The 18,817-nt window shown below is 75.4% G+C and carries 16 protein-coding genes; 1 reads left to right on the top strand and 15 read right to left on the bottom strand.

Going from position 1 to position 18,817, the window contains the following annotated elements:
• Positions 1-218: 218 nt before the first annotated feature.
• The 8 genes from LEP48_RS03430 to LEP48_RS03465 form a co-directional block, all read right to left on the bottom strand.
• Positions 219-1,838: a peptide ABC transporter substrate-binding protein gene (locus LEP48_RS03430; RefSeq protein WP_225564184.1), complete on the bottom strand. Its 1,620-nt coding sequence runs from the start codon at positions 1,836-1,838 to the stop codon at positions 219-221.
• Between the two features lie 301 nt (positions 1,839-2,139).
• Positions 2,140-2,877 (bottom strand): ABC transporter ATP-binding protein, encoded by a 738-nt coding sequence (locus tag LEP48_RS03435; RefSeq protein ID WP_225564185.1) that lies wholly within the window; start codon positions 2,875-2,877, stop codon positions 2,140-2,142.
• On the bottom strand, positions 2,874-3,842 hold the full coding sequence (locus LEP48_RS03440) for an ABC transporter ATP-binding protein (RefSeq protein WP_225564186.1): 969 nt from the start codon (positions 3,840-3,842) through the stop codon (positions 2,874-2,876). Before LEP48_RS03440 ends, LEP48_RS03435 begins: the two co-directional genes overlap by 4 nt.
• Before the next feature lie 11 nt (positions 3,843-3,853).
• Positions 3,854-6,634 carry an FtsX-like permease family protein gene (locus LEP48_RS03445; RefSeq protein ID WP_225564187.1) on the bottom strand — a complete coding sequence of 927 codons (2,781 nt, stop codon included), beginning with the start codon at positions 6,632-6,634 and terminating at the stop codon, positions 3,854-3,856.
• Positions 6,631-9,633, bottom strand: coding sequence for an FtsX-like permease family protein (locus LEP48_RS03450; protein WP_225564189.1), 3,003 nt, complete (start codon positions 9,631-9,633; stop codon positions 6,631-6,633). Before LEP48_RS03450 ends, LEP48_RS03445 begins: the two co-directional genes overlap by 4 nt.
• Positions 9,634-9,785: 152 nt before the next feature.
• A complete protein-coding gene (locus LEP48_RS03455; protein ID WP_225564190.1) occupies positions 9,786-10,001 on the bottom strand; it encodes a hypothetical protein in 216 nt (71 codons plus the stop codon).
• 4 nt (positions 10,002-10,005) lie between these two features.
• Positions 10,006-10,821 (bottom strand): GNAT family N-acetyltransferase, encoded by an 816-nt coding sequence (locus LEP48_RS03460; RefSeq protein ID WP_225564191.1) that lies wholly within the window; start codon positions 10,819-10,821, stop codon positions 10,006-10,008.
• Between the two features lie 61 nt (positions 10,822-10,882).
• Positions 10,883-11,635: a TetR/AcrR family transcriptional regulator gene (locus LEP48_RS03465; RefSeq protein WP_225564192.1), complete on the bottom strand. Its 753-nt coding sequence runs from the start codon at positions 11,633-11,635 to the stop codon at positions 10,883-10,885.
• 61 nt (positions 11,636-11,696) lie between these two features.
• On the opposite strand from LEP48_RS03465, the gene LEP48_RS03470 reads away from it, so the two are divergent.
• A complete protein-coding gene (locus tag LEP48_RS03470) occupies positions 11,697-12,743 on the top strand; it encodes an alpha/beta fold hydrolase (RefSeq protein WP_225564193.1) in 1,047 nt (348 codons plus the stop codon).
• Between the two features lie 492 nt (positions 12,744-13,235).
• Here the strand turns inward: LEP48_RS03470 and LEP48_RS03475 are convergent, their stop codons facing one another.
• The 7 genes from LEP48_RS03475 to LEP48_RS03505 form a co-directional block, all read right to left on the bottom strand.
• Positions 13,236-13,622 (bottom strand): hypothetical protein, encoded by a 387-nt coding sequence (locus LEP48_RS03475; protein WP_225564194.1) that lies wholly within the window; start codon positions 13,620-13,622, stop codon positions 13,236-13,238.
• A gap of 391 nt (positions 13,623-14,013) precedes the next feature.
• The gene (locus LEP48_RS03480; RefSeq protein ID WP_225564195.1) at positions 14,014-14,562 is read right to left on the bottom strand and encodes a putative immunity protein; all 549 of its coding nucleotides are present in this window, start codon (positions 14,560-14,562) and stop codon (positions 14,014-14,016) included.
• 65 nt (positions 14,563-14,627) lie between these two features.
• The gene (locus LEP48_RS03485; RefSeq protein ID WP_225564196.1) at positions 14,628-14,894 is read right to left on the bottom strand and encodes a hypothetical protein; all 267 of its coding nucleotides are present in this window, start codon (positions 14,892-14,894) and stop codon (positions 14,628-14,630) included.
• 212 nt (positions 14,895-15,106) lie between these two features.
• Positions 15,107-16,192 (bottom strand): redox-regulated ATPase YchF, encoded by a 1,086-nt coding sequence (gene ychF / locus LEP48_RS03490; protein WP_225564197.1) that lies wholly within the window; start codon positions 16,190-16,192, stop codon positions 15,107-15,109.
• A gap of 45 nt (positions 16,193-16,237) precedes the next feature.
• A complete protein-coding gene (gene cpt / locus LEP48_RS03495; RefSeq protein WP_225564198.1) occupies positions 16,238-16,786 on the bottom strand; it encodes a chloramphenicol phosphotransferase CPT in 549 nt (182 codons plus the stop codon).
• A 42-nt stretch (positions 16,787-16,828) separates the two neighbouring features.
• Positions 16,829-17,629 carry a DinB family protein gene (locus LEP48_RS03500; RefSeq protein ID WP_225564199.1) on the bottom strand — a complete coding sequence of 267 codons (801 nt, stop codon included), beginning with the start codon at positions 17,627-17,629 and terminating at the stop codon, positions 16,829-16,831.
• An 80-nt stretch (positions 17,630-17,709) separates the two neighbouring features.
• Positions 17,710-18,756: a GNAT family N-acetyltransferase gene (locus tag LEP48_RS03505; protein WP_225564200.1), complete on the bottom strand. Its 1,047-nt coding sequence runs from the start codon at positions 18,754-18,756 to the stop codon at positions 17,710-17,712.
• Positions 18,757-18,817: the final 61 nt, after the last annotated feature.

Consider the following 18,817-nt stretch of genomic DNA (forward strand, 5'->3'; position numbering starts at 1 on the left):
GCGTGTTCTCTCCTCGTTCGCTCCGGGGGTGCCCGGGCTACGGGTTCATGGTCCCGGGCAGACGTCGTCCGGGCAAGGTCAAGGGCGAGGCGCACAACATTGGCACGCCCCGCCCCCGTGGTCAGTGCGGCCGACGGCGACCGTACAGGACGGAGGCGCCGCGGCCACAATCGACGACCGCCCCGGCCCCCTCGGGGGCCGGAACGGTCGTCAGGTGGTCACTCGGACTTGGTGACCGCGTGCAGAAGCGGGTCGCTGTCCCAGCCGAACTGGACGTTCTCGACCGTCTCCGCGTAGCCCGCCGTGGCGTTGTTGTACCAGAGCGGGATGCCGGGCAGGTCCTTGAACAAGATCTCCTGCGCCTGCTTGTAGAGCTCGATGCCTTCTTCCGGCGTCGCGGCCTTGCCGGCCTCGGAGAGCAGCGCGTCGAACTCCTTGTTCGAGTACTGCGCGTCGTTCGAGCCGGCACCGGTGCCGTAGATCGGGCCGAGGAAGTTGCTCATCGACGGCCAGTCACCCTGCCACCCGCCGCGGAAGATGCCGGGCACCTTCTGGTTGTCGCGGGCGTCGAGGAACTCGTCGAACGTCGGGTACGGGTAGAACTCGCAGCCGATGCCGAGCGCGTCGCGGATGGTGTTGCAGGTCGCCGTGATCCACGTCTCGTGGTCGGAGTCCGCGTTGGACGCGAGCTGCAGCGTGTAGTCGCCGATCGGGTCCTCGGCCTCGGCCTCGTCCCAGAGCGCCTTCGCGCCCGCGGCGTCGTACGTGAGGACCTCGGAGCCCGGGATGTCGTCGGAGTAGCCGGCGATGACCGGGGAGGTGAAGTCCGTGGCCGGGGTACGGGTACCCGCGAACACGGTCTCGGTGACCTGGTTGCGGTCGATCGCCATGGAGATCGCGGCGCGGCGCTTCACGCCGGCCTCGCCCTGGAACTCCTCGCGCCACTCGGGCACCTGGATGACCTGCACGACGGCGGCAGGCTGGTTGACGGCACGGTCGCCCAGGTCGCTCTCGAACGTCGCGAAGGCCGAGGACGGCACGTTCGAGATGATGTCGAGGTTGTTCCCGAGCAGGTCGTTGTAGGCGGTGTTCTCGTCGGTGTAGACGACGATGTCGATGCCGCCGTTCTGCGGCGTGCGGTCGCCCTTGTAGTCGGGGTTCGGCCGCAGCGAGATGACGTCCTCGTGCGCCCACTCCTCGACGACGTACGGGCCGTTGCCGACGGGCGCGTCCTTGTAGACGTCCGGGTTCTCGAAGTAGACCTCGGGCATCGGCATGAACGCCGTGTAGCCGAGCCACAGCTGGAAGTCGGAGGACGGCGCGATCAGCTCGGCCGTGAAGGTCAGCTCGTCGACGGCCTCGACGGCGATCTCCGAGCTCTCGGCGTCGGACCAGCCCGCGAAGTCGTGGAAGAAGTACTGCTGGTTCTGACCGTTGTCCAGGTCGGCCACGTACTTCCACGCCTTGACGTAGCTCTCGGCCGTGACGGGCGTGCCGTCGCTGAACGTCCAGCCGTCCTGAATGGTGATCGTCCAGGTCTTGTTGTCGTCCGACTCGATGGACTCGGCCATCTCGTTGTGGATGGCGCCGTCGGCGTCGTAGTAGACCAGCCCGGCGAAGATGTTCTTGACCGCGAGGCCGCCACCGACCTCGTTCGTCATCCCCGGGGTGAGGGGGTTCTGGGGCTCGGTGCCGTTGATCGTCACGATCCCGGTGCTGGGGCCGTCGGCACTGGTCGCGTCGGGGTCGTCACCGGTGCCGCCGCCGCACGCGGACAGCAGCAGGGCTGAGGCGAGGGTGAAGGCCCCGATGCCTGCAAGTCGTCGTCGAGGTGTCACGTGTCCTCCTGAGTAGGGTCGCTCACCGCGGGGATGACCCCGGTGAGGTGCGAGCGCGTGTGGGAGCGCGCTGCACTATGCGCGGGTGACTCTAGTCACGTTCCCGCGGCAGTTGCACCCTTGTCCGCGATTGTGCCTGCAACCGTGACCATTCCGGTATCTGGGCGCAACCTCGCCGTCATGCGGGCACCCGCCTCGAAACCCGTCGCAGCAGGCTGTGCCGGGCCGCCGTCGGGGCCCTCAAGGCCCGGCCCCGGCACCGTCAGCCGGCACCGTCAGCCGGCACCGTTAGCCGGCACCGTCAGCCGGCGTCGAGCCGGCCGTCCCGCAGCACGAGCACACGGTCGGCGCGAGCCATCAGCTCCGGGTCGTGCGTCGTGACCACGGCGGCGACGCCCCGCGAGCGCACGAGGTCGCGCACCAGGTCCATCACGACCGCCGCCGTGCCCGAGTCGAGCTGGCCGGTGGGTTCGTCCGCGAGCAGGACCCGCGGCTCGGTGACCAGCGCCCGCGCGATCCCCACCCGCTGCTGCTGGCCGCCCGAGAGCTCGTACGGACGCTGCAGCGCGTGTTCGGACAGCCCCACGGCGGCGAGCGCCGCGGCCACCCGCTCGGTCCGCTCCGCGACGCCGGTGCGCGCGAGCCGCAGCGGCACCTCGACGTTCTCGGCGGCCGACAGCACCGGGACCAGCCCGAACGCCTGGAAGACGTAGCCGATCTCGGACCGCCGCACCGCGTGCTGCTCCTCCTCGGCCATCGCCGTGAGCTCGCGCACCGCGCCGTCCGGGCCGCCACCGAGCCACACCCTGCCCGACGACGGCGCGTCGAGCCCTCCCAGGAGGTGCAGCAGGGTGGACTTCCCGGACCCCGACGGGCCCACCACGACCACCAGCTCGGACGCCTCGACCTCGAGCGACACGTCCGCCAGGGCGTGCACCTGCCCGGCACCGGTGCCGAAGGCCCGCGAGAGCCCCTCGGCGCGCAGGACGGGCGCGGTCGCCGTCGGGCGCCCGACCGGCGCGTGGGTGGGGCTGGTCATCGTGCCTCCTCGTGGCGGGCCGGACCCGGGTCCGCAGGGCCGGGGCGGTCCGGTCGGACCTGGACGTGGTCGGGCTCGAGCGCCAGCCGGACGCGGGCGCGCAGGTCCAGCGCCTCGACGAACTCCGACGGGAGCTGCAGGCGGCCGACCCGGTCCATGACGGCGAACTCCTCGGCGACGTCCTGCGTGTCCCCGTGCTCGTCCACCTCGGTGCGCCGCAGCACCTCGGTCGACGTGCGCCCGTCGCGGATCTGCACGGTGCGCGCGACGTGCTCCGAGACGGTGGGGTCGTGCGTGACGAGGAGCGTCGTCACCCCGGTCTCGCGGTTGACCGCGCGCAGGGCCTCGAGCACCTCGACGCTCGTCGCCTCGTCGAGCTCGCCGGTGGGCTCGTCGGCGAGGAGCACCCGGGGGGCGTTCGCGACCGCGACGGCGATCGCCACGCGCTGCTGCTGCCCGCCCGACATCTCCCCCGGCCGCCGGTCGGCCAGCGCGCCGACGTCGAGCAGGTCCAGCAGCTGGGCGACGCGGCGGGTGCGGTCCGCACGCGACCCGCTTCCCGCGATCTCGAGCGGCAGCCGCACGTTCTCCGCGGCGCTGAGGTACGGCAGCAGGTTCCTGCCCGTCTGCTGCCACACGAAGCCGACGGTGTGCCGCTGGTAGCGCACCCGGGCGCGCCGGTCCATCGTCAGCAGGTCGGTGCCCGCCACGCGCACCGCGCCGGCCGTCGGCGTGTCCAGACCGGACAGGATGCCCAGGAGCGTCGACTTGCCGGAGCCCGACGCCCCCACGACCGCGACGAGCTCCGAGCTCTGGACCGTGAGGTCGAGGCCCTGCAGGGCCTGCACCTCCACGCCGTCGGTCGCGAAGATCCGCACCAGACCGTGGCAGACGATCGAGGCGTGGACGCCCCGCGCGGGCGGGTCGGGCACCGTCGCCGCGGTGCGGCTCGTCGGACCGTTCATCGGATCCCTCCTCATTCCGGGGTACCTCGCAGGGCGGACGCGGTCGATCCGCGCCGCCCGAGCACGGTGGCCACCGCGACGCCGACGGCGAGCACGAGCACGAGCCCGCCGACGCCCAGCGCGACCAGCAGCGGGTCGACGACGAGCGGTGGCGTGCCACCGCCCCCGACGAGCGGCCCCAGGTCCACGGTGGCGAGCACCAGCGCGGGCACCGCGACGCCCAGCGCCACGCCACCCACGAGCGCCGCGACCGCCCACGGCACCACCTCCCAGGCGACGATGCCGCGGGCCTCGGACCGGCGCAGGCCCATCGACCGCAGCACCCCGAGGAGCCGGGACCGCTCCGGCGTCGCCAGCACCAGCATGAGCACGACCGCCACGACGCAGAGCACCGCGGCCAGCGCGGTGGCCAGCACCGCGGCCCGCTCGAGCCCGGCCGCCGACGGCGTGGAGAGCACCGCGCGGGCGGTGGCGGCCCGGTCCTGCGTCTGCACGCCCGGCACGACGTTCGCGACGTCGGCCGCGACCTCAGCCGGGTCGGCGTCCGGCTCCAGCGACACCAGGGCGGTGCGCGGCTCCACCGGCTGCTCGAGGAGGTCGGGGACGGCAGCGGCGTCCACCAGCACGAACGGGAGGTCCGAGGCGACGCCGGGCACCGTGCCGATGACCGACACGACGCGCACGGGCGTGTCGGCGCCCGGGACCTCCAGGACGAGCTCGGCGCCGGCGGCGGCCTGCCCCATCGCGTGCACCGCGACGGGCAGCGGCTCGCCCGCCACCTGGCCGGCCGCGCCGAGCCGAGCGATCCCCGGCTGCCCGCCGGGGACGTCGGCCTGCACGCGGGCGAGCGCCGCGGTGTCGGCCGCCAGCACCGCGACGTCGTCGCCGGGCATGCCGAGCCGGCGGGTGAGCTCGCCCGCCCGGGCGAGCCGTTCGACGGTCGCGACCTCGCGCACGCCGTCGACCTGCCGCAGCTCGCCGACGGTGGCATCGTTCATCACGGGGCCCGTGAGCCGCAGGTCGGCGCCCAGCGTGCGGTGCGCATGGGTCTCGATGCCGTGGTCGAGCGTGGCCAGCACCACCGACGACGACGCCGCCACGGCGACCCCGAGCACGAGCGCGAGCGCCGGCACCACGCCGCCCGCCGGGGCGCGGGTGGCCCGCGCCGCACCGAGGAACGGGACCAGGTCGCGTCGGCGTGCCAGCATGCGCTCGGCGGCGCGGGCGAACGGTGGCGTCAGGCGCACCACGACGAGCGCCCCGGCCAGGCTCACCAGCAGCGGGGCGACGGCCAGCAGGGGGTCGACGGCGGGCTCGTCCAGCGGGACCGCCGCGGCGCCCGTCGTCGTGCCCGTGGGAGAGCCCGTGATCGCGCCCCGGCTCAGCAGCAGCGCCGTCGTGAGCGCGGCGAGCCCGACGGCGAGCAGGTCGACGACGAGCCGGGCCCGCGAGCGCCGGGGCGCGCCCGCGTCCACGCGCTCGGTGCGCAGGCTCCCGGGCACGGTCGAGAGCGCCGCCGCGACCCCGGGCGCGAGCCCGGCGGCGGCCGCCAGCAGCACCTGGGTCGTCGTCACCGGCCCCGGCAGCAGGACCAGGCCGAGGGCGAGCCCCGCCGCCGCGGCCGGGACGCTCACGACCAGGCCTTCGGCGGCCATGAGCGACCGCACCCCGATTCCGGTCGCCCCGCGCGCCACGAGCAGCCCGAGGGCGGACCGCCGTCGCTCGACGACGAGCCGCGCGGCGAGCACCATCACGGCGGCGAGCGCGCCCAGCGGGCCCGACACCAGGACGGCGAGGATCGCGTCGGTGCCCGCCCGCGCGGCCAGCACCTGGGAGAGCACGCCCTCGAGGTCGGAACGCAGCAGCGGGGTGAGCCCGTCGCCCGCGACGACCTGCACGGGCCGGCTCGTGAAGCCGCGGAGCTGTGCGGCGAGGGTGGCCACCGCGCCCGGCTCGACCGTGCCGACGTCGGTGTCGAACCACAGGGTGGTCCTCGTGCGGCGGGTCGTCATCGGCTCCGCCATCGCCGGCGCCCCGTAGACCGCCACCGTGGCGACGTCCCCGCGGTCGAAGTCGACCGCGAGCACGGGCTCGGGCGCGTACGGGCGGTGCGCCCAGACGTCCGCGCCCGCGTCGACCGGCTCGACGATCCCGACGACCTCGACGTCGTACGACCCCGCGTACACGCCGCCGAGCTCCCAGTCGAGCACGTCGGCGCCCGCCGTCGTGACCACCACCTGGAGCGGCCCGTCCAGCACCGTCTCCCCCGGCCGCACGGCGACCGGCGTCGGGCCCGGCCACGTCCCCTCGACGAGGCGCACGCTGTCGCCGAGGCCGGGGGCGAAGCTGAGCACGGCCCGGGGCACCTCGATCTCGCTGGCCGGCCCCGCGGCCACCCCGGCGGCCTCGTTCCACACGACGAAGTCGGGCTCGCCCAGCACGTCCCGCAGCGGCGCGGGCTGGTCGTCCCGGGCACGCCGCATCCCGTCGAGGTACTCCTCCCAGCCCGGCTCGGCGGGCAGCGCGGGCTCGACGTCCGGCGGCAGGAAGCTCCTGTCCTCGACGGGCACCACCTGCGCCGGCACCAGGCTGCTGCCCGCCGTCAGGTCCCGGGACTGGGGGGTCATCTGCCCGGCCACGTGCGCGACCTGGCTGGACTGCATCCCGGCGATCGCCCGGGCGGCCGTCGTCGCCACCCCGGCGGCCAGCACCGACACCAGCGCCACGACGAGCGTCGCCCCCCGCGCGAGGCGCAGGTGGCGGCGCAGGAGGAGCACCGCGAGCGACCTCATCGGACCTCCTCCCGGTACTCGGTGTCCCGCGCCTGCGCGACGACCCGGGTTCGGACGACCACCGCGACCGCCACCACGCCGGCCACGAGGGCGAGCAGCCCCGTACCGGCGATCGCCGGCGACACGTGCAGCTGCGCCCCGGGGACGACGGCGTAGCCCGTCACCGTGCCCTGCGCGAGGCCGCTCACGGTCAGCGCGGACACGAGGGCTCCGCCGGCGATCCCGACTCCCGTGGCGACCAGCCCGACGACGAGCAGCTCGACCGCCCGCCCCCGGCCCTGCGCCCGCGGCGGCACGCCCGTCGCCCGCAGGGCCACGACCTCGCCCCGTCGGGCGCCCAGCCCGGTCACCACGACCGCGGCGAGCCCGACGACGGCCAGCAGCACGGCCCCGAGCGCCGTCAGCCGGAACGCCTCGTCGACCGGCACCGCGGCGTCCGCGAGGCGCGAGCCGGTGGGCGCGGGCACGACGTCGAGGATCCCGCCGTACCGGCCGCCTGTGACGGTCGCGACCGTGGGAGGTCTGTCCTGGGCGCCCGCCGCCGCGCCGGCGACGTCGGCCGCGGCACGGCCCAGGGAGTCCACCGCGCCGCCCGGCGACGCCGCGACCCAGACCTCGTTCACCGGGGGTGGCCGCGACGCGACGTCGAGGACGCGGGCGTTCAGCGTCTCCAGGTCGACCAGCACGGCGAACGGCTCCAGGGCGCCGGGGACCACCTCGACGACGTCGGCGACCGTGACCCGCACCGCCGTGCCGCCCACGTGCAGCTCGACCTGCCCTCCGGGCCCGATGTCAAGCAGGTCCGCCAGCGGCGCGGAGACGACCGCGGGGACGGCCGGGGGCCGGTGGGAGAGCACCGTGCGGTACGGCTGCGGGGTCGTGCCCGTCGGGTGCAGCCGGGACAGGGCGGGCCCGTTGCCCGGGTCCACGAGGACGCCGCCTCCCCCACCGCGGCCCGTTGCGGGCGACCACCGGGACGCGCCGAGCTCGAGCGGCACCCGGTCGCCCTGGTCCGTCACCGCTGTCGCCGCGTCGAGGGACACGTCCAGGGACACGAGCCAGTCGGTCGCGCCCACCGTGACCACCTCGAGGCCGACGAGCCCGCCCGGCTCCGACGCGTCCGCCAGCGCGGGCGGGAGCTCGAGACTCAGCTCCTGGGTGCTCGGCTCGGGGCCGACCGGGTGCGCGCCCTCGCCGGTGCCGTACGGGTCGTGGTCGAGCTCTCCCGCAGCCACCCGGGTGAGCCGCCCGTCGCCGTCCGCGAACCAGAGCGCGACCCCGACGGCGCTCGAGGCGAACTTGTCCATCTGCGCCTCCGCGCGCGGGCTGCCCTGCGTCAGGGTCGCCGGGTCGACGGGCACGGTCGGCGCGTCCGGGCTCGCGACGGAGAGCCTGCCCGTGAGGCGGAGGTCGAGCGTGCGCGTCCCGCCGGGCAGGGGCAGCGCGTCGCGAAACGGGTCGGCGCCCCCCAGCGCCGCCGCGAGCGCCGCGGCGTCGGGGCCGCCGTCGGACGTCGTGAGGACGTCGTCCAGCCGGCCCGCGGGCAGCGCGACCAGCGTGAGCTCGTCGCTCGCGACGGTCGCGGTGCTCACCAGGGCCGGCGCGGCCGCGGCGGCGCCGCCGAGCGCGGCGAACGCACCGACCGGGCCCGGCATCACGCCGTCGGGGAACGCGACCCGCGCGTCGGCCCCGACGGCGAGCACCGACGTCCGCTCACCGAGGTGCCGCGCGGTCGCCGAGAACGCGGCCGTCACCACGACGGTGCCGCCGGCCAGGGTGAGCAGCACGACGGGCACCACCGCGACCGAGACCCGGCGCGAGACCTGCCGGGCCGCGAGCGCGCCGACCAGCCCCGGCCTGCGGGCGGCGACCCGCTCCCAGGCCCGGGCCGCCGGACCGAGCACGAGCGTCGTGAGCAGGGCGACCGCCGCCAGGACGAGCGCCGGCGCGGCGGCCGCGGCGGGGTCCACCTGCCCGCCCGTCGGGGTCGGCACCAACGGGGACCCGTGGCGGCGCAGCAGGTACAGGGTCACCAGGGCCGCCGCGACGGTGAGCACGACGGTGCCCGCCCGGGTCGCCTGCCGACGCCGCCCGGACCGGTCGACGACGCGACGTGCGGCAGCACCGCGCGCCTGGATCCCGGCCACGAGCGTCATCGTCGCCGCGGCCAGCACCCCGACCGTGGCACCGGCGACGACGACGCCGGCGACGACCTGCGCGCCGCCCGGCGCGCCGGCTGCCGGGGGCCCGGCCCGCAGGACACCGACCGCCGCACCCGCCGCGACCGCCCCCAGCGCGCTCGCGCCGCCGCACAGCACCAGGGCCTCGAGGCCGGAGGCGAGCGTGACCTGCCGGGGCGAGGCCCCGCGCGAGACGGCCAGCCCCACCTCCGTCTCCCGGGCGGCCTCGAGCAACCGCGCCACCTGTGCGAGCGCCACGACGCCGACGAGCGCGAGCAGCGTCAGCGGCACGAGGGTCGTGGCTGCCGCCGCCCGGACGGTCGTGGCGGCGGCGGCTGCGGTCGCGGCGAGACCGCCGTCGACCCGCAGGCCACGGCCCGAGGCGACGTCGTCGGCGGCGAGCAGCCGTGGCAGGCTCGCGACCCCCTCGGCGAGCCCGGTCAGATGACCCGCGTCGAGCTGCTCGAGGTCCACCGTGACCGTCCACCGGCGCAGCGGCTCGCCGACGTCGGGGAGGGTCGTCATGTCCTCGGCGACGCGGTACGGCAGACCGGCGAGCTCTGCGGCCACGACCCGCCGCAGCGCGGCGTCCTGGGCGGCGTCGCCCGCGGCGTCGGGCGCCGAGCGCGACATGAGGACCAGGGCCGCGTCGTCCCCGGCCTGCACGAAGCCCTCGCGGAGCACTTCCGCGGCGCTCGCGCGCAGGGAGCCCACCGCCGTGCAGGCCGCGAACGAGGCGACCGCGACAAGCACGGCCACGAGCGCGAGGAGGCCACGGTGCCCGCGGGCCCGGCGAGCGAGGAGAACACCGCGGCTCATGGCACGGAGGGTAGTGCAGCCGCCGCACGCCGGGGCACGGCTTCGGTCACGACGTCGACCGCGGCTTCGGCGTCAGGGCCGGTCGTCCGCCCCGTCGGGGGGTCGTCGTCGGGTCGTCATCCGGTCGGCCCGCCGGCAGGCAGGTCACGGGGTCACCGACGATGGGCACGCTTCTCGTTCCCGCGGCGGTAGTTCCCGGTCGCGCGCGCCAGGAGCTCCTGGTCGGTGGCGTCGTCCTTGCCCAGCAGCGGCACCAACCGGGCCGCCTGCGCTCCCGCGACGGTCACGACGTGGCGCCCGCCGCGGCTCACGAGCACCTTGCCGTCCTTGGTCACGCGGTGGTCGAACGGGTCGTCCTCGAGCCCCATCGCCTCAGCGCTTCCACTCGTACGGCGTCGTCGTGGAGACCTTGACCAGCCCGGACCGCTCCAGGATCGGGCGGGAGAACTCCGTCGAGTCGGAGTGCATCAGCGTCTTGCCCGCCGCGAGCGCCGAGCGGGCACGCGCCGCGGTGAGGGCCCGGTAGATGCCGCGGCCGCGCCACTCGGGGCGGGTCGAGCCGCCCCACACGCCCGCGAACGGCGTGCCGGCGACGGGCTCCAGGCGGCCGGCACCGACGATCCGGCCGTCTGCCTCGGCGACCCACAGCTCCATCTGCGGGTCCAGCGCCTGACGGGCCAGGACCTGCTCCGCGTGGTGGGAGGTCTCGGGGTCGTCCCCGAACACCTCGTCGGACATCGCGGACATCGCCCGGACGTCCGCCTCGGCGGTGATCTGCCGCAGGGTGACATCGTCCGGCAGCGGCACGTCGACGGCGAGGCCCTCCGCCGGGCCGACCATGATCGACTCCGGGTCGTCGGGGACGAACCCGTGGTCCACCAGGGCGTCGTGGAGCCCCGGCGCGACGTCATGGCCGCGGGTCTTCCACTCGACGCGCGTGACGGCGTCGTCGGCCGCGAAGTGCACCATCGCGGAGGCGACGAAGCCGCGGATCGTCGCGGCGTCCGCTCCTCCGAGGTCCTGGTAGGTGACGAACCCCCGCCCGCCGGGGAAGGTCACGAGCCGCAGCGGTCCGAGGCGCACGACGTCGATGGCGCCCGGCGTCTCGGCATCCGTGCGCAGGTGGGTGTCGTAGGCGGCCAGGAGCCGGCCCGGGTCGGGGTCTCCGGCCGCAGCGGGGATGGTCATGTCGGTGCACGCTGCCATCTCGGGATGCCGGTGACAACCGATTTCGCGGCGGCGCACGACGTCATCCGGGCGACCGGACGCCCGTCGCCTCCAGGCCGCGCCCCAGCACCTCGGCGACGTGCCGCACGGACGCCCGCGGCGCGTCGCGCCAGTCCTGGGCGGCGTGCTGCGGCAGCGCGGCGGCAAGCGGGTACCGCTCGGCGAGATCGCCGACGACGCGCCGGGTCGCGTCCGCGCGGGCAAGCCAGGCCCGGTCGTCGCCGGACGCCCCGGCGCGCGCGTAGGAGGCGCTCGTCTGCGCGGCCGCCCGGACCACCGCGTACAGCGCGGTGACGACGGCGGCCCTCGACTCCGGCCGGGCGTCCCAGCGCTCGAGGATTTCGAGCAGCCTCTCCAGCCAGTCCTGCTGGTTCGGCCCGCCCGCCGCGTCGGCCCAAGGCAGCTCCGCCAGCCAGGGGTGCCGTGCGTACAGGTCGAGCAGGTGCTCCCCCCACGTCGTCAGGTCGTCCGCCAGCGACGAGGCCCGGTCCGGCCACGGCGGCAGGGGGGACGCGTGGTCCTCGGCGAGGGCGAGCAGGTGCTCCTTGGTGCCGACGTACGGGTACAGCGCCATCGCGCTCAGGCCGAGCCGCGTCGCGACCGCGCGCGTCGACAGCCCGCCCAGCCCTTGGGCGTCGGCGACCTCGACCGCCGCGTCGAGCACCTCGTCGACGGTCAGGCGCGGTCGTGGACCGCGTCGCGGTCCGGCCGGCTCCGCGCCGCGGTGGCGCCACAGGCGGCGCACGTGCGCGTCGACGGCGTCCTCTGCACCCATGGCCACCATCCTCTCATCGTTATACACTGTATAGTGTTGTTTGACGCACACGGAGGAACCGATGGCCCACGCACCGCTCACCCGGCACGACGACGCGCGACTCCATGACGGGTCGAGGATCGAGGTCACCGTCCGCGGCGACGGGCCCGCCCTCCTGCTGCCGGTCCGCACGACGCCGCTGCCCGGGCCGCAGGCCGACGCCACCCGCGCCTGGGGCGGCGACCCCGACGCAGGCAGCGCCCTGGCCACCCGTCTCGCCGACGCCGGGTTCCGGGTCGTCACGGCCGACTACGAAGGACACCTGGCGGAGCACCCCAAGCCCGCCACGCTCACCGCTGAGGCCGTCACGGCCGACCTGCTCGCCGTCGCCGACGTCGCCGGCGCGGAGCGGTTCGCCTGGTACGGCTACTCGTGGCTCGCCCTCGCCGGGCTCCAGCTCGCGCTGCGCACCGACCGCATCACCGCGCTGGCCATGGGCGGGTTCCCGCCGCTCGAGGGACCGTACGAGGCGATGCTCGCCGTCACCCGCGCGGCCCATGCCCGCTCGACGGCCCAGCCGACCGAGCCGCCCGACGACGACCGGGCGGGGGAGGTCGAGCCCGGCGACTGGGACGCCGCCGCGGCCCCGCAGGACCCGGCGCTGACCCGCCAGTACCTCACCCTGTACGAGTCGCTGGCCGGGTTCGACGACCACGTCTCCCTCACCCTCGACGCGCCCCGCCTGGTGCTCGTGGGCGCGGACGACGACATCACCTACGGCCCTGCCTGGGGCGACGTCGACGTGGTCATCGCCGGCGCCGTCGTGCGCCACCGGGCGGAGCTCGAGTCCCACGGGTGGGAGGTGGCGGTGCTGCCGGGCATGGACCACATGGCCGCGATGCACGCGAGCGCCGTGCTGCCCGTCCTCGAGCCCTGGCTGTCGCCGCCCTGCGCCCCGAAGACCGGCCGGAGGGACGCTAGGGACGCGGCTCCGCACGCAACGCGGCGTCCGACCACAGCGCCGCGCCCGCATGACCCGCCAGGAGCTTCGGGTAGTAGGTCCACGCGAACCAGGGGGCGCACGCCGACGGGCCGAGCAGCCCGTCGAGCACGATCCCGACCGCGGTGAGGGCCAGCCCGACGGGCCGCCGGTGGGCGCCGGAGCGCCGCACGACGACGGTCGCGGCCACGAGGTACGCGTAGTGGGCGGCGGCCCACGCAGGGCCAGGCACCCGGCGTCCACCCGCCCCGGCGTCCAGCCACGCCACGACGGCGGGGTGCACGTGGAGGGCGGCGAACGCCAGGTGAGCAGTCTCGGACTGTCCCGGCCGCTCGTACCATCGCGCGCAGGCCAGGGTGTTGTTGACATAGACGCCCCCGGCGAGGTCCGTCGCCAGCAGGGAGGCGACGGCCGCCCGCCGCCGGTCGCCACCACGCCGCCGGGCGACCACCGGCGCGACGGCGGCTCCCACGACGGTCGACGCCAGTGTCAGCGCATGGTTGACGGGCGTCGCCTCGGGACCGACGAACTCGAGCCATGCCCGGCGCAGCCGGGCGTCGAACCCGGTCCGGCGCAGCCGGGCGTCGAACCCGGTCCGGCGCAGCCGGGCGGGCACCCCGCTCATCGTGGGCCTCCGGCCGTCGGCGACCCGCCCGGCGCGGAGTTCAGCGGCATCGCGTACTCCGAGACGAATATCCAGGCCGCGAAGGTCGCGACCCCCGCGTCGAACGCCACGAGCGAGCGGTCCCACCGGCGCCCGCGGCCGAGACACGCCCTCGTCACGGCGAGACCGCCGAGGAGGTTCGCCGCGCCCCACGCCAGGTTGACGAGCGGGCCCGAGTCCCTGCCCTTGAGCGGTGTCAGGTGCACCCTGCCGGTGACGGCAGAGGCGAGGTGCGGGGCGCTGTTGCCCACCAGCAGGCCGCCGACGAAGGCCCCTACCGCGCCCCGGCGCGGCAGGCGGCCGGCCGTGCGCGAGGCGGCGGCGAGCGGTCGCTGTCGAGGCATGTCGACCACGGTGGCAGCCACGGCCGATCGGAGCAAGAGCGCCCGCCGGACGCGACGGGCCCGCGCGCCGACGCCCGTCCGCATCCCGGCTACGACGAGGGCGCGGATCCGTGCGACGCCTCCAGCGACGCGGCGAGCCAACGGTTCCGGTGCGCAGCAGGCGGGACATGTACGCCGTCAGGAACACCCGGTCGACGCCCGCGCCCAGCAGCCCGCACGGGGACGCGAAGTCGACCTCGTCGGTCATCAGCGTCCCGCCGTCCACGGGCTCGAACCGGTGCTCGTGCCGCCATGCGCCGCGACGACCGTGGTCAGTAGGATCGCCGGCGCCCGCGCCGCCGCCAGGGGCTCGGATTCACCGGGGAACGAACCTGCCGCGTCGGCGTGGCGCTCAGGACCGCGCGACATCGTCCTGGATCTGGCGGATGACGGAGCCGAGGATCCCCCGCGACAGCAGGCCCTCACCGAGCGGCCCGGAGGGGTCGGCGCCCAGCGGCGGGAGCTCGCGCAGCAGCGAACGCTCCTGGGTGGTGAGCCGGGCCAGCTGCCAGCGGACCTCCTCCGCCACCTTCTCCGGTCGGTCCGGGTGCGCGAGGGAGACCGCCTTGGCCGCGTACGCCGCCGCTCCCAGCGCATGGGCACCCATGTGGGCGACCGCCGCGGCCTGGCCCACGGCCCGGGCAGCGGCGGCGCCCGCCGGGCTCGCGGCCGCGCTCGCCGCCTTCGCCGCGCCGAGCCGCTTGCTGATCTCCTCGGCAGCGGTGCTCTGCCCGGTGCTGTAGGCGCGCGTGCGGGCCAGCGCGTCCCGGACCTGTTCACCGGCCGCCGGGTCGGCATCGGGATCGGCGTCGAACAGCGGCAGCACACGTTCCGCACAGTCCGCCGCCCACCGCGCGAGGACGCGCCGGCTGGGGTCGCTGAGAGTCTGCTTCGATGCCACGCCCCGATCGTGCCATGCGCGCGGCGCCACACCTCGCCGACATCACGGAGCGCGGCGCCGCGAGGTCAGGCCTCGGCCTTCTTCGCAGCCGTGGCGGCCGTGGCAGCCGTGGCGGCCAGGGTGAGTCCGGCCAGCTTCATGGCGGCCGGCCAGGCGACCATGGTCAGCCCCAGCGCGATCGGCCACGCGATGACGAACTGCAGCGGCCGGCCGGCCAGCCGCTCCATGCTGAAGCCGCCGCGCGCCGACGCCCGCAAGGGTCGGGCGTCACCGTCCGCTGGTGTGAGGGGATAGGCCGTGAACTGGTGGAACGCGTCGCCCCGGGGAGCCACCAGGGATCAGCGCGGCAGTTCGTGATCAGTGCGGCAGGTCGAAAAGCCCCCCAGAAAAACAACAACCCCCCCGGAACGAAAAGGGGCGGGGAGGTGGGTGACCGGGGCGGCAGTTCGACCTGCCGCACTGATCACGAACTGCCGCGCTGATCCTTCAGGGTGGCGAGCAGCCGTACCCGTGCGATCGCCCGCTCCGGTGGTATCCGGCGGAGCTACACGTTGAAGCGGAACTCCACGACGTCGCCGTCCTGCATGACGTAGTCCTTGCCCTCGACCCGCGCCTTGCCGGCGGCACGAGCGGCCTGCACGGAGCCCGCCTCGATGAGGTCGTCGAAGGAGATGACCTCCGCCTTGATGAAGCCACGCTCGAAGTCGGTGTGGATGACGCCCGCGGCCTGCGGAGCGGTCCAGCCCTTGCGGATCGTCCAGGCGCGCGACTCCTTCGGGCCCGCCGTGAGGTAGGTCTGCAGGCCCAGGGTGTGGAACCCGACGCGGGCGAGCTGGTCCAGCCCGGCCTCGGTCTGGCCCGAGTCCGCGAGCATCTCGCGCGCGTCGTCCGGCTCCAGCTCGACGAGCTCGGCCTCGAACTTCGCGTCCAGGAACACGGCATCGGCCGGGGCGACCAGGTCGCGCAGGCGCTGCTGCATGCCCGCGTCGGCGAGCCCGGCGTCGTCGGTGTTGAAGACGTAGATGAACGGCTTGGCCGTCAGGAGCTGCAGCGACGCGACGTCGGCGAGCTCGAGGCCCGCGGCCTTCGCGCCCTGGAAGAGGGTGGTGCCCTCCTCGAGGATCTTCTGCGCGGTGGAGGCGGCGGCGAACAGAGCCGGGTCGCCCCGCTTGATCTTGACCTCCTTCTCCATCCGCGGCAACGCCTTCTCGAGCGTCTGGAGGTCGGCGAGGATCAGCTCCGTCGCGATCGTCTCCATGTCGCCCTCGGCGTCCACCGAGCCCTCGACGCGGACGACGTCGCCGTCGTCGAACACGCGCGTGACCTGGCAGATCGCATCCGCCTCGCGGATGTTCGCGAGGAACTTGTTGCCGAGGCCCTCGCCCTCGGAGGCGCCCTTGACGATGCCCGCGATGTCGACGAACGACACGGTCGCGGGCAGGGTCCGCTCGCTGCCGAAGACCTCGGCGAGCTGGTCCAGCCGCGGGTCCGGGAGCGGGACCACGCCGACGTTGGGCTCGATCGTCGCGAACGGGTAGTTCGCCGCGAGCACCTGGTTGCGGGTCAGGGCGTTGAACAGGGTGGACTTGCCGACGTTGGGCAGGCCGACGATGCCGATGGTGAGTGCCACGCCCGGAAGTCTACGTGCCGGGGCACGGACCCCCGCGCCCGCCACCTACCGCACGTGCGCGGCGATCTGCCGCGCGCACTCCCCCGCGTCGGCGGTGCCCGAGTCCACCTCGACGTCGTACCGCACTCCCCGGTGCACGACGTCGGCCTGCAGCGCCGCCATCCCCGCCGCACGATCACCCCGCGCCGCCTCGCGGGCCGCGGCCACGGCAGGGTCGCACCGGATCCCCACCCAGAGCACGTCCAACCCGTCGAGCACGGCCGTCCACCGGTCCTGGGAGCGCACGCCGCCGAGGAAGACGTCGTCGACCACCACCGGCGCTCCGGCTCGTGCCGTCGCGGCGACACCGGCCCGCCACGCCGCCTCCAGCGCCGTGAACACCGGACCGACGCTCACGCCACCGTCCGCACCGACGTCCAGCCCCTCCTCGCCGTCCTGCAGGCTGGCGGGCATCGCGTCGACGAAGTCGTCGATGCTGAAGGCGAGCCACGGCCGGGGAAGCAGGTCCTGCAGCCGTCGCGCGATCGTGGTCTTGCCGGAGCTGGATCCGCCGTTGAGCACGATCAGGTCGGTGGACGTGAGGCCGGAGGTCATGGCGTCACCGTAGGGACGGGCGGCAGCACGCGACCAGCGCATTCACCCGCGCACCCCCGACGCGCGACCGCCGCGCGCGACGAACGTGTCCAGGTCGCGCTCGGCGAACCGCAGGTGCTCCCAGTGCTCGCGCACGATGACGCCGAGGCAGCGCCACACCGGCGACGTCATCCCCGAAGGCGCCCACGGCGGCAGTCGGGGCGCGTCCGCCATGACGTCCGTGCCCGCCAGGTCGTCGTAGGCGGCGAACACCTGGGAGACCCGGTCGGCGTGGGCCGCACGGACCTCCTCCCACGACGGCTCGGCCGTCAGGTCGACGCCGAACCGCCCCACCTCCGGCTCGTACTCGGTGAACGGCAGCCCTGCGTACCAGAACGCGTCGTCGACGCCCCGCAGCCCGTACCGCACCCACCCGTCGACGGCGAGCACGAGGTGGCGCAGCGTCTGGGCGGTCGACCACTCGCCGTCGACGGAGACGTCGACCGCACCCGGCCCGAGCGCAGCCGCCCGCTCCAGGTGTGCCTCCCAGCGGCGCAGCGCCTGCTCCAGCGAGGCCCGCTGCTCGGCGAGATCCTGCGAGCGCGACTGCTCCCGGCCCGGCGACCGGCGGTCCAGCTCGGCCTCGATCAGCGGCTCGACCTGCACCCCGTTGACGCGCAGGCCGGAGATCGCCCCGTCGATGTCGGCCTCCGTGAGGTCGACGCCGCGCATCCGGGCGCCCGGCAGGAAGCTCTGGTCGATCCGCACCGCGTCGAGCTTCACCAGCCGGAAGCTGGCGCCGGTCATGTCCGCCTCGTCGACCTGGACGCCCCGCAGGTCGTCGTCGGGCCCGAACCTCGTCATGCCGGCGACGTTAGGGCCAGGCACCGACAGGCACCGACAGGCACCGGGCGCGGCCACCGGCCACGCCCGGAGCCGCGTCCTCAGAGGGTGATGTCGCGGTGCCAGGACTCCGTGCGGTACTCGGTGCGCCAGCCCCACTTCTCGTAGAGCGCGGCGGCACCCGTCGGGCTGTCGGCGTCGACCTCGAGGCCGACCCGGTCGCGCCCGCGCGCCGCCGCGTCCTGCACGACGGCGAAGAGCAGCGCCGTCGCGACCCCGCGGCCGCGCGCCCGGCGGTCGGCCCCCAGGTACTCGATGTAGCTGCCTTCCTTGCCGGACGGCCCGGAGGGCAGCTCGGCGCCGACGAGCGCGCCCATCACCTCGGGCTCGGCTCCCGGCTCGCCGGGGCGGGCTTCGGGGTCGGCCACGAGCGCGAGCCACCAGTGGTCCCAGCGGTGCCCGGGGTCGGCGCGCAGCCGCACCAGGAACTCGCCGAAGCTCTCGCGGTAGGAGTTGAAGTGGTCCTCGAACGCCGCCTCGAGCACGCGGTGCACCGCCTGCAGGTCCTCGGCCAGCGGGAGGCCGCCGTCGTAGGTGTCGATGCGGCGCACGGTCACGCCGGGGAACGGCTCGGGCAGGGCGCCCGGCTCCGCCTCCGCGGGCACCACGGCGCGGCTCATGTGCAGCCAGGACCGCGCCTGGGCGTAGCCGGCGACGGTGAGCCAGCCGCGCTGCTCCTCGTCGCCGGCGTAGGCGTCGGAGTCGAGCTGTGTCCCGGCCAGGCCCCGCTGCGCCGCGAGCTCCCGCCCCTGCTGCGCGCCCCAGGCGTAGCCCCACGCGGCGAGGTCCGCGGCGACGGGTACTCCACGGTCGACGTCGACCCCGACGACGACGCGGCCGGCCGCACGGTCGTGCGCCGTGACCCACGCCCGGATCACCCCGGCCCCGTCCCGGACCACGAGCTGGCGCCGCGTCCACGACATCGGGCCGGCGACCTCGGACGCGACCGCGTCGGTGTCCACGGCGGTCGAGCCCGTCCACGGTGCGGCGGCCGCGCCACGCAGCTCGCAGAGCCGTGGCACGTCGTCGAGGGTGGTCGTGGTGGTGGTGAAGCCGGCGGGCAGGGTGGGCAGGTCGTCAGGACTCACGGGCCTATTGTGCCAAACCGCGCTTGAACCCCCCATGACCCTCAGAACACCGGCCCTCGAC

Origin of the sequence: Isoptericola luteus (assembly GCF_020297055.1) — a bacterium.
Lineage (GTDB): Bacteria > Actinomycetota > Actinomycetes > Actinomycetales > Cellulomonadaceae > Isoptericola > Isoptericola luteus.

Coding starts and splice junctions, on each gene's coding strand:
- LEP48_RS03435 (WP_225564185.1), bottom strand. CDS start 2,877: ATGACCAGCCCCACCCACGCGCCGGTCGGGCGCCCGACGGCGACCGCG.
- LEP48_RS03440 (WP_225564186.1), bottom strand. CDS start 3,842: ATGAACGGTCCGACGAGCCGCACCGCGGCGACGGTGCCCGACCCGCCC.
- LEP48_RS03445 (WP_225564187.1), bottom strand. CDS start 6,634: ATGAGGTCGCTCGCGGTGCTCCTCCTGCGCCGCCACCTGCGCCTCGCG.
- LEP48_RS03450 (WP_225564189.1), bottom strand. CDS start 9,633: ATGAGCCGCGGTGTTCTCCTCGCTCGCCGGGCCCGCGGGCACCGTGGC.
- LEP48_RS03455 (WP_225564190.1), bottom strand. CDS start 10,001: ATGGGGCTCGAGGACGACCCGTTCGACCACCGCGTGACCAAGGACGGC.
- LEP48_RS03460 (WP_225564191.1), bottom strand. CDS start 10,821: ATGACCATCCCCGCTGCGGCCGGAGACCCCGACCCGGGCCGGCTCCTG.
- LEP48_RS03465 (WP_225564192.1), bottom strand. CDS start 11,635: ATGGGTGCAGAGGACGCCGTCGACGCGCACGTGCGCCGCCTGTGGCGC.
- LEP48_RS03470 (WP_225564193.1), top strand. CDS start 11,697: ATGGCCCACGCACCGCTCACCCGGCACGACGACGCGCGACTCCATGAC.
- LEP48_RS03475 (WP_225564194.1), bottom strand. CDS start 13,622: ATGCCTCGACAGCGACCGCTCGCCGCCGCCTCGCGCACGGCCGGCCGC.
- cpt (WP_225564198.1), bottom strand. CDS start 16,786: ATGACCTCCGGCCTCACGTCCACCGACCTGATCGTGCTCAACGGCGGA.
- LEP48_RS03500 (WP_225564199.1), bottom strand. CDS start 17,629: ATGACGAGGTTCGGGCCCGACGACGACCTGCGGGGCGTCCAGGTCGAC.